Raw genomic sequence first — 11,095 nt, 5'->3', positions numbered from 1 at the left:
AGCCGAGCAGCAGGTCAGGCGGTGCGTATCGGCAGCGTTCATGCTGCTCACGAGCGTCACGTGAAATGTTCTTCAACAATTCGCTGCCACCACCTTTTGAAGACCTTCTACACCGGCTTCGGCGGCTGGGCCGATCAGCAACTAGCGGATGGCACGGTGATCTGGACGGCACCTACGGGTCACACGTACAGCACCACACCCGGCGGTGCCGTGTTCTTCCCGATATTGGCCGATCCCACAGGCGAATTAGTGTTGCCGGCCTCGCTCAAGTCACTCGGCGCGAGAGGCCGCCCGTATCGCCGCCTGCAACGATCCGCCGCCCTTTTAGCGCGGTTTTGCTGCGTAACGGGGTCTGGCGCTGGCTAGCATGAGCTGACGCGCGGAATACCGCCGTTGAACTGCGGCGACTGGAGCGACGTGGGCATGACCGAACTGCCCTCCGGAACGGTGACGTTGCTGCTGGCCGACGTCGAGGGTTCCACTCAGCTGTGGGAAACCCAACCCGACGACATGTCCGACGCATTCGCGCGCCTGGACCGCACCCTGTCCGAGGTCATCGGCACTCTGCACGGCGTGCGGCCAGTCGAGCAGGGTGAGGGCGACAGCTTTGTGGTGGCATTCTCCCGCGCCAGCGACGCCATCTCCTGCGCGCTCGAATTGCAGCGAGCGGCGTTGGCCCCCATCCGACTACGGATCGGCATCCACAGCGGGGAAGTGCAGCTGCGCGACGAGGGCAACTACATCGGTCCGACCATCAACCGCACCGCACGCATCCGCGACCTGGCTCACGGCGGCCAAACCGTGCTCTCCGGCGCCACCGAAGCACTCGTCGCCGACCGGCTCCCGGCGGATGCCTGGCTGACCGAGCTGGGCAGCTACCCACTGCGCGGTGTACCCCGTCCCGAACGCGTGCTGCAGCTCTGCCACCCGGACATCCGGAACGAATTCCCGCCGCTACGCACAGCCAAATCGATCGCCACCCATAATCTTCCGGCACAGCTGAGCAGCTTTGTCGGGCGCAACGATCAGATCCGGCAGTTGATCGACACCCTCACGCACAACCGGTTGGTCACATTGACGGGCGCCGGAGGCGTGGGCAAAACCCGCCTGGCGATACAAGTTGCATCCCAGGCGGGACCCGATTTCGACGACGGCGTGTTCTATGTCGATCTGGCACCGATCACCGATCCGGCCCTGGTCCCCGTCGCCACGGCCCGCGCGCTGGGTCTGCGCGACGAGCCAGGCCGCTCCACGGTCGAATCCGTCACGCGGTTCATCGGCGAGCGCCACCTCCTCATGGTGGTAGACAACTGCGAACACCTCTTGGATGCCAGCGCCGAATTGACCACGGCCCTGCTGGGCGCCTGCCCGGAATTGACAGTGCTGGCCACCAGCCGGGAACCCATCGCCGTTGCCGGCGAGGTGAGCTGGCGGGTGCCGTCGCTGTCGCTGGAGGAAGAGGCCATTGAACTTTTCGTCGACCGCGCCCGCCATGCCCGCCCGGACTGGGATGCTCCCGACGACAAGGCGGGCACTGTCGCCGAAATCTGTCACCGACTAGACGGTGTGCCGCTGGCGATCGAACTGGCAGCGGCGCGGGTGCGTTCACTGTCGCTGGACGAGATCCTCGACGGTCTGCACGACCGATTCCGGCTACTGACCGGTGGTGCGCGCACCGCCGTACAGCGCCAGCAGACGCTGCGCGCATCGGTGGATTGGTCACACGCACTGCTCACCGACCCCGAACGGGTGCTGTTCCGCCGGCTCTCGGTGTTCATGGGCAGCTTTGACCTGGCTGCCGCCGAAGTCGTCGCGTCTGACGGTGGTCTCGAACGCCATCAAGTGCTGGATTTACTCACCTTGCTTGTCGACAAATCCCTCGTCGCAGCCGAATATGCCAGCGGGCCAACGCGATACCGCCTACTCGAGATGGTCCGCCAATACGCGCTGGAAAAGCTCGGCGAGTCCGGCGAGGCCGAAGAGGTCCGAACGCGGCACCGCGACCACTACACAGCGCTGGCCGCCCGGGTGGAGGCGCCGCCGGTGACCGAACTGGATCGTCGTGTCGGGTGGGCCGAAACCGAGATCGACAATCTACGCGCCGCGTTCACCTGGAGCCTCGAGTGCTCGGAGCTCGAACGCGCATTGCAGCTGGCATCGGGGCTGCATCCGTTCTGGCTGACGACGGGCCGCTTTTTGGAGGGGCTCAGCTGGTTTGACGCCGTCCTCTCCGACTCTGACCTTGCACCCGCGGTGCGGACGCGGGCCATGGTGGACCGGGCGGCTATCGACGCGTATTCCGGCGCGGAAAGCAAGGATCTTGCCGAACAGTCGCTGACCATGGCCCGTGAATTGGGCGACCCGGCGTTGACGGTTCGGGCGCTCACGGCGTGCGGCGGACTGTCGATATATGAGCCGGCGGTCGCCCGGCAGTACCTGGACGAAGGGATCGCGCTAGCGCGGGAATTGGGCGACGACTGGAGGTTGATTCAGCTGCTCAACTGGCGCGCGTTCGGCGGGAACGCGTCGGGTGAGCTGCACGAGCCGCTCATCGCGGCCGAAGACGGCTGCACCCTCGCCCAGGCAATCGGCGATCACTTTCACGCGCGGCTGTGCCGCATGTGGCGAGGGTTGGCCCGGGCCTGTCTGGGCGAACTGGCCGACGGCATTCCAGAGTTGCGTGCCGTGCTTGCAGAGGCGGAGACAGCTCACGATTCTGTTACCCGGGCACTCTGCCTCATCTGCCTAGCCTTCCCACTCACCCACGCAGGTGAACTGAGCGAGGCACGAGCCGCGGCCGAGCGCGCCATTGAAGCCGGGACGGCGCTCGGCGGATTTTACTTGGATACGGCATATGCATCCGCGGGACTCGCCGCGTTCGCCGCTGGCGATGCGCCGGCGGCCCGAGAGGCAAGCGAAGCGGCCTGGCAGCACAGAAATCCTGCCCGCGAAGCACTTGTCATCAGCATCGCCCCGCTCGCCGAGTCAGCCGCGGCGTGCGGCGATCTCAGCGCGGCTCGGCGCTGGGCCGACCAGGCCGTATCGATAACCCGGCAATGGCACTTGCTCAATACGCGTGCCAGACGCATGCACGTGACCATCGCGCAAGGGGAATTCCAACAGGCTGAACGCGACGCCTACGACGCGCTGGCACTGTCCAGTGAGCTGCGAGCGCACCTATTTACGCCGGATCTGCTGGAATGTCTCGCCGTGCTGGCCGTCGAAAGCGGCAACCATCGCGAAGCTGCCCGCCTTGTCGGGGCCGCCGATGCGATTCGGCAGCGCACCGGCGCAGTGCGGTTCAAGATCTACGACGGCGGCTATGAGTCCCGCCTCGCAGACATCCGTAACGCTCTGGGAGAAAACGATTTTGAGGCGGCACACGCTGAGGGATTCGCTTTATCGACAGATGAGGCGATCGCGTATGCTTTGCGCGGCCGTGGTGAACGCAAACGGCCGTCTAACGGGTGGGCCTCGCTGACCCCAACCGAACTCGACGTGGTGCGCCTGGTCAGCGAAGGGCTTCCCAACAAAGACATCGCCGCCCGGCTTTTCGTCTCACCGCGCACGGTGCAGACCCACCTCACGCACGTCTACACGAAACTCGGCCTGACCTCGCGCGTCCAGCTCGCGCAGGAAGCAGCCCGCCACCACTGAGACGGATATACGCGGTTTCGCTGATGTTTTGCTCTACTGGCGACCGCATGCTGGCTAGCATGATCGAACGCGCGGACGCACCGCCCGTGAACTGGAGCGACGTGGGCATAAACGAGCTGCCCTCGGGAACAGTGACGTTGCTGCTGGCCGACGTCGAGGGCTCGACGCAGCTCTGGGAAACCCAACCCGACGACATGTCCGACGCATTCACGCGCTTGGATCACGCCCTCACCGAAGTCATCGCCGCCCACGACGGGGTGCGGCCCGTCGAGCAAGGCGAAGGCGACAGCTTCGTCGTCGCGTTCCCCCGCGCCAGCGACGCAATAGCTTGCGCCCTGGCCCTGCAGCGAGCGCCGCTCGCGCCGATCCGGCTGCGCATCGGCGTGCACAGCGGAGAAATCCAGCTGCGCGACGAAGCCAACTACATCGGTCCGACCATCAACCGCACCGCACGCATCCGCGACCTGGCTCACGGCGGCCAAACCGTGCTCTCCGGCGCCACCGAAGCGCTGGCGGCCGACCGACTTCCGGCGGATGTATGGCTGACTGAGCTGGGCAGCTACCCACTGCGCGGTGTGGCCCGGCCCGAACGCGTGCTGCAGCTCTGCCACCCCGATCTGCGCAACGAGTTTCCGCCGCTACGGTCATCCAGCACCGTTGCCGTGCAGCAACTTCCGGTCCAACTCACCACCTTCATCGGACGAGTAGCAGAGATCAAAAAGGTGCGGGGGGTACTGACCGACAACCGACTCGTCACCTTGACCGGTGCCGGCGGCGCGGGCAAGACACGTCTGGCGGTGCAAGTCGCCGCACAGATGGCCAATGAATTCGGCGATGGCGTCTGGTACGTCGATCTGGCTGCGATCACCAACCCCGATGTGGTTCCCGTCGCGACGGCGCGAGCGCTGGGTCTTCCCGATCAGCCGGGCCGCTCGACGATGGACACCCTCACCCGCACGATCGGCGACAAGCAGATACTCGTGGTTTTGGACAACTGCGAGCACCTGCTCGACGTAACCGCAGCGCTGACAATGGATCTGCTTGGCGCTTGCCCCAACCTGAGTTTCCTGGCCACCAGCCGTGAGCCGATCGCCGTGGACGGCGAGGTGATCTGGCGGGTGCCATCACTGTCGCTGGATGACGAGGCCATCGACCTGTTTGTCGACCGGGCCCGCCGAGCGCGCCCCGATTTCGCCATCAACGACGACAGCCGCGCGACCATGGAAGAAATCTGCCGCCGCCTCGACGGCATGCCGTTGGCAATCGAACTCGCCGCGGCGCAAGTACGCGCCTTGTCGCTCGACGAAATCCTCGCGGGCCTGCACGATCGCTTCCGCCTACTGGCCGGCGGTGCACGCCGATCGGTACGTCGTCAGCAGACGCTGCATGCCTCAGTCGACTGGTCGCACGCACTGCTGACCGACCCCGAACGAGTCCTGTTCCGGCGGCTGGCCGCCTTCATGGGCGGCTTCGACCTCGACGCCGCACGGGCGGTGGCGAGCGGAGGCCCCGTCCAAAGTCACCATATTTTGGATCAGCTCACCCTATTGGTCGACAAGTCACTTGTGGTCGCCGAAAACACAACGGGCCGAACGCGATACCGGTTGCTGGAGATGGTCCGGCAATACGCTTTGGAAAAGCTCTCGGAATCCGGCGAAGCCGATGCGGTGCGCGCCCGACACCGCGACCACTACACGGCAATGGGCGCCCTGCTCGACAATCCGACACGGCATAACCATCAGCAGCTGCTCGAGCAAGCCGAATCCGAAATCGACAACTTGCGCGCAGCGTTCGGATGGAGCCGGGAAAACTCCGATACCGCAATGGCCTTGCAACTCGCCTCATCGCTACAGCCATTGTGGCTTGCCCGAGGCCGCATCCAAGAAGGGCTGGCCTGGTTGGATGCGGCACTCGCTGACCAATGCGCCGCCGACGGAGACGATGTATCCGCGGCGCGTGCACGGGCTCTCGCTGAGAAGGCGCTGCTCAATTCATGGGCCATTTACACCTTCAGCATTGCGGACGCCGAAGAGGCCCTGACCGCCGCGCGCCGACTCGAGGACCCAAGACTGCTCTGTCGGGCGCTCACCGCACGTGGCGCCATGGCCACGTTTGACGCCGAGCAGGCTCTTTCCTACTTCAGTGAGGCGATCGAGTTGGCCCGCAATTTGGACGACCGGTGGACACTGAGCCACATCCTTGGCCTGCAGGCGTATGCGGGGTTTATGGCGGGGGATCCGCGTGGCTCGCACGCCGCCGCCGAGGAAGGACGCGAGATCTCTGATGCTATCGGCGACCGGTTCGGCTCACGGTTCAGTCGCTGCTGGGGCCTCGCGGCATCCCAAATGATGCTGGGCCAACTGGCCGCCGCCGCCACACAGTGCGACAAGCTTGTCGCCGAAGCAGATGCCGACGGGGACTTGCTCAATAGGTACTTCGGCCTCATCCACCAGGTCCACGCCTTGGCGTACCTGGGCAGGACTGCCGAAGCGCGCGCCACTGCCGATGCCGCCATCGAGACCGGGGCGGAGCTCGGCCCCGCACTTGAAGGGATTGGCTATCTGGCGGTGGCCATCGCAGCTTTGGCCGCGGGCGACGTAGCAGAAGCAGCCGAGGCAAACAAGACGTCCTGGCAGCGAGTCGGGATGCAAGCTGAGGCGTCGGCGATACAACTGTGGCGCCGGGCGGAGGCTGCGCTGGCAGCTAACGACCTTATTGAGGCGCGTGGCTGGGCGGACGAAGCCGTCTCGGGCACCAAAGGTTGCCAGCGGATGCTTGCGCTGGCAACACGCGCTCACGTCGCAACAGCCGAAGGGGCACTGCGAGATGCAGAGCGCGACGCCCGCAACGTGCTCGAGATAGCGGTCGGCGTCGAAAGTCAAATAGTCGTGCCCGATATGTTCGAATTGCTCGCCGCGTTGTCAGCCGATGCCGGCAGTCATATCGAAGCAGCGCGGCTCCTCGGCGCAGCCGATGCGATCCGAAATCGCACTGGCGCAGTCCGCTTCAAGGTTCACGACGCCCGTTTCGAAGCTGCACTCACGACCGTTCGTAACGCATTGGGGCAGCCCGACTTTGATGCTGCCTGGGCTGAGGGCAACGCGTTGTCCACCGAAGAAGCGATCGCCTATGCCCTGCGCGGTCACGGCGAACGAAAACGGCCGTCAAACGGCTGGGCCGCGCTGACTCCCACCGAACTCGACGTGGTCCGTCTGGTCAGCGAAGGACTTCCGAACAAAGACATCGCCGCTCGGCTATTCGTGTCACCGCGCACCGTGCAGACCCACCTCACGCACGTCTACACCAAACTCCGCCTGACCTCACGAGTCCAACTCGCACAGGAGGCGGCTCAGCACACGTGATCGACTAGACCACCGCGCCGCGCACAACCCACAGGGCCAAGAAAGCGAACATGAAGCCCAGGCACAGCAGGTGATCCCGGGCGACGGACCGGGCCAGCCGTGTCTGGTCGGCCGGACTGCCAACGCGGTTACCCAGGCGAATCGCGTTGGGCACGGTACGTATCAGCGCCAAAAGAATTGGTGCGCCCGCGAGGACCGCGGAGACGGCTATCACCCAACCCGGCTCACGCCTGCGCACAGCCCAGAATCCTAAGGCTCCCAGCAGGATTGCCATGACGATCATAATCAGGCGACCCATTGGCTGCGAGGTTGTCGTTGCGCGATGGTAGTAGCCTGCGATCGAGGCGAGCACCGGCTCGGGTAGTTCTTCGCGCGCATTTCGGTGGCCGAATACCTGTGCGTCGAAGATGAAATCCATCCAGAGGACGGCAAGCAGAAACCCACTGCAGGCGGTCAGCAACAGTGGCGCGGCACGCATCGCATCACCGCCTGATCGTCGCCTCGTCACGCACCAGGGCGCACAGCAGCCAAGGGCCGGGTACGCCTTTGAGCTCATGCATGCCGCGCTCGACGAACTTCCGCCGCGAGCCGGCGACGATGTCGCGCACCGTCGAGGTCATCAGCACCTCGCTCGGGCGAGCAAGCGCCGCGACACGCGCACAGATGTGCACAGCCAGACCGGCCACATCTTCTTTTGCAGCCCCCCGCACCTCGACCTCACCGGCGTGAAGTCCCACCCGAACCTCGATTCCGAGCACCCGCACGGCATCGACAATGGCCTGCGCACACGCGATCGCGGCGCTGGGACTGGTGAACGTTGCTATGAATCCGTCACCGGCGGTGTTGATTTCGCGTCCTCCGAACCGCTCGAGCTCGTGGCGGACGAAAGTGTCGTGGTTGTCCAGTACATCGCGCCACCGAGCGTCGCCGAGGGCGGCGGCATGCTTGGTGGAGCCCACGATGTCGGTGAATATGATTGTGGTGAGGACACGTTCGGCTTCGTAACCGCCCCGCACGCCGGTGATGAATTCCTCGATCTCGTCGAGCATCGGTGCGGTGTCGCCGACCCAGTACAGGGCATCCGTGCCAGGCAACTCCACATAGCGCGAACCCGCGATGTGCTCGGCGAGATAGCGGCCGTGCTCGGCCGGGACGAATCTCAGGTTGGACCGGTGCAAGATCAGCGTCGGCACGCTGATACGAGCGAGGGTGTCCCGTACATCGGACTCAGCCACGATCTTGCTGACGGCGCGCGCCGTGCTCGGTGACGCGGCGCGATTACCGGCGAGATCCCACCAGCCCCGGAATGCGTCATCGCCGGCGATGCTCGGAGCGACAATGCCCAGGATGTCGAATCCCTTTTCGACCGCATCCGGCTCGATCCCGATGGTCCAGAACCGACCGACGACGCTCGTTTGCGAGCCAACCTGATAATCGGGCGCCCACAGCAAGCGCGCCGCGCCGTTGACGATCACGAGGCTGCGCACCCGCTCCGGATACTCGGCGGCCAGCACGAGTCCGATCATCGCGTTGTAACTCGGCGCGAAGACCGAGGCCTGCTCGCATCCGATTGCGTCCATCACCGCGATGGCATCCTCGGCCCAGAACCGCGGACCCAGCACATCCGGGGCGAGAATGCGCGACGACAAACCCATTCCGCGCAGGTCGAAACGGATCACCCGGCTGAACGACGCCAGGCGCCGATGGAACCGGTACATCGAAGGCTCGGCGTCGATGGTGTCGATTGGGATGGACGGGCCCGACAGCACGAGCAGATCAGTCGGGCCATCGCCGAAGACCTGGTAGGCGATGTCCACCTTGAGCTCGCCGTCGCCGGATTCCGCGTAGCGGGTTCGCGGAGCTTGCGCCACCGCCTCAGGTTAATTCAGGTCGAAGGTCTCCCGGGTGCCGAACCTGATGCCGGTCGCGTCGGTGCCCAGCGTGGTCAGCAGCGCTACCGCAACCAGGACCGGCGTGATCGTGGCGGCCAACGCGAAGGGATAGCCGTGGGAATCGGCCAGGTGCTCTTGGATAGGCAGGTTGAACGCCGCCAGCAGATTGCCCAGCTGATACGTCACGCCCGGGTAGAAACCACGGATGGCATCCGGCGACATCTCGGTGAGATGCGCGGGGATGACACCCCAGGCGCCCTGCACCACGACCTGCATCAAAAATGCGCCGAGACACAGCATCGCGGCGGCGCGCGAGTACGCGAACAGCGGCACGATCGGCAGCCCCAGGACTGCGCAGAAGATGATGGTGTAGCGGCGACCAAACCGTTGCGAGAGCGTGCCGAAGATCAGCCCGCCCACGATGGCGCCGACGTTGTAAACAACCACGATGGACTTGGCCGTCGCGGCGGAGAGGCCGGCGCCTTGGTTGTGGGTGGCCGCGAGGAACGTCGGGTACACGTCCTGGGTGCCGTGGCTCATCCAGTTGAACGCGGTCATCAGCAGCACCAGGTAGACGAACCGGCGCACGACTCTTGCGTCGGCCAACACATCGCGAATCCTGGTGCGTGTCAAGCGCATACGATCCTGAGTCACCTCCCACACCTCGGATTCGCGCACCCGGTACCGGATGATCAGGCTGATCAGGGCGGGGATGATGGACAGGCCGAACAACCAGCGCCACGACAGCCCAAGCCAATTCATCACCAACAGCGACGCCAGGGTTGCGAGCAGATAACCCAACGCGTAGCCCTCCTGCAGCAGACCCGAGAAGAATCCGCGGCGGCCGACCGGAACCTTCTCCATCGCAAGTGCAGCTCCCAGACCCCACTCGCCGCCCATACCGATGCCGTACAACAGCCGCAGAATCACCAAGACGGTGAAGTTGGGTGCGAATGCGCACAAGAAACCGACCAGCGAATAGAACGCCACGTCCACCATCAGCGGCAGCCGTCGTCCTACCCGGTCGGCCCACAGCCCGAACAGCAACGCGCCTACCGGGCGCATCATCAAGGCGGCCGTGGTGAGGAACGCGACTTCGGTTTTGGTGCGGTGGAAGGTTTCCGCGATATCGGCGTAGACCAGCACGACCAGGAAGTAATCGAAGGCATCCATCGTCCAGCCGAGCAGCGCCGCGAGAAATGAGTTTCGCTGGTCGGCGGTGAGCCGTTGTCGGGTCACTTCTGCTCGGTGCGGTCCCAGACCTCGATCATGGTCCGCAGAATCTCCTCGGCGCGGCCCAGGCCGGCAAGATGGCTCTCCCCGGGTATCGGGTGCAGCTCTGCGTCGGGGAGCCGGTCGACCACGTGCTGACCATGGGCGAATGGCACGATGTGGTCGCGATCGCCATGCCACCAGTGCACGGGCACCTTGACCTGATCGAGCCGGAAACCCCAGTCGCGAGCGAAGACCACCACATCGGCGAACGGGGCGGCCAGTTGTTTGCGGCTGCCGTTGAGCAGGTCGTCGAGGAACATCGCCTTGAACTCGGGCCGCACCAGCAGCCGCCGGTCGCCTTCGGGCGATACATGTGCGTAGACGTACAGCGCCGGTTCGGCCACCGGGCGGATCAGCCGGATGAAACCGATCGCCGCCATCCGGATCGGCCAGCCGGCCACCGTGAGCAAGGGTGCCGCCCGCGAGCCCAGGGCCATCACCCCGCCGCCGATAGCGTCGGGGCCGCGCGTCGGCGCGACGCCGCCGAGTACCCCGGCCGCCACCACCCGATCCGGCATGGCCGCGGCACATCCCAAGGTGTAGGGACCGCCCCCGGACAGGCCGACGACCGCCATCTTGTCGATGCCCAGGGTGTCGGCCATGGTGCGCAAGTCTTCGGCAAACGCCACGACCGTGCCGTACTGGTAGGGGGTGGAGGAGCCGATGCCGGGCCGGTCGATGCCGATCAGCCGGATGTGGTTTTGCTCGGCGTAGACGCGCGCCTCGGTGGGGATTTGCCGGCGCGCGCCCGGGGTGCCGTGTAACCAGAACACGGCACGGCCCTGCGGGTCGCCGAACTCTGCGAATCCGAGCTGGCGATCATCGCCGACGGCGATGTTGCCCTCCAGCTTGGGCCGGGCGATAGCGATAACCATGCGCAGAGTGTTTCACGACCTATTACGGTGCGAG

6 protein-coding genes and 1 pseudogene are annotated in these 11,095 nt (G+C 65.3%); 3 read left to right on the top strand and 4 right to left on the bottom strand.

The window, feature by feature from the left end; genetic code table 11:
- Positions 1-81 precede the first annotated feature (81 nt).
- From MSP7336_RS24330 to MSP7336_RS16905, 3 genes and pseudogenes are all read left to right on the top strand, one after another.
- Positions 82-261, top strand: a pseudogene (locus MSP7336_RS24330) (HNH endonuclease); the annotation flags it as partial.
- A gap of 162 nt (positions 262-423) precedes the next feature.
- On the top strand, positions 424-3,657 hold the full coding sequence (locus MSP7336_RS16910; RefSeq protein ID WP_113964171.1) for a LuxR family transcriptional regulator: 3,234 nt from the start codon (positions 424-426) through the stop codon (positions 3,655-3,657).
- 59 nt (positions 3,658-3,716) lie between these two features.
- On the top strand, positions 3,717-7,019 hold the full coding sequence (locus MSP7336_RS16905; protein ID WP_244917485.1) for a helix-turn-helix transcriptional regulator: 3,303 nt from the start codon (positions 3,717-3,719) through the stop codon (positions 7,017-7,019).
- A 4-nt stretch (positions 7,020-7,023) separates the two neighbouring features.
- Here the strand turns inward: MSP7336_RS16905 and MSP7336_RS16900 are convergent, their stop codons facing one another.
- From MSP7336_RS16900 to MSP7336_RS16885, 4 genes are all read right to left on the bottom strand, one after another.
- Complete coding sequence (locus MSP7336_RS16900; protein WP_244917484.1) at positions 7,024-7,437, bottom strand: hypothetical protein; 414 nt, start codon at positions 7,435-7,437, stop codon at positions 7,024-7,026.
- 64 nt (positions 7,438-7,501) lie between these two features.
- Positions 7,502-8,890 (bottom strand): adenylate/guanylate cyclase domain-containing protein, encoded by a 1,389-nt coding sequence (locus tag MSP7336_RS16895; protein WP_069396371.1) that lies wholly within the window; start codon positions 8,888-8,890, stop codon positions 7,502-7,504.
- Positions 8,891-8,899: 9 nt separating this feature from the next.
- Complete coding sequence (locus MSP7336_RS16890; protein ID WP_113964168.1) at positions 8,900-10,150, bottom strand: MFS transporter; 1,251 nt, start codon at positions 10,148-10,150, stop codon at positions 8,900-8,902.
- The gene (locus MSP7336_RS16885) at positions 10,147-11,061 is read right to left on the bottom strand and encodes an alpha/beta fold hydrolase (protein ID WP_069396370.1); all 915 of its coding nucleotides are present in this window, start codon (positions 11,059-11,061) and stop codon (positions 10,147-10,149) included. The genes MSP7336_RS16890 and MSP7336_RS16885 overlap by 4 nt, the downstream gene beginning before the upstream one ends.
- Positions 11,062-11,095 lie beyond the last annotated feature (34 nt).

Origin of the sequence: Mycobacterium shimoidei (assembly GCF_900417275.1) — a bacterium.
GTDB lineage: Bacteria > Actinomycetota > Actinomycetes > Mycobacteriales > Mycobacteriaceae > Mycobacterium > Mycobacterium shimoidei.
Note: the sequence above shows the minus strand (reverse complement) of the source record. Positions and strands in the feature narration are given on the sequence as shown.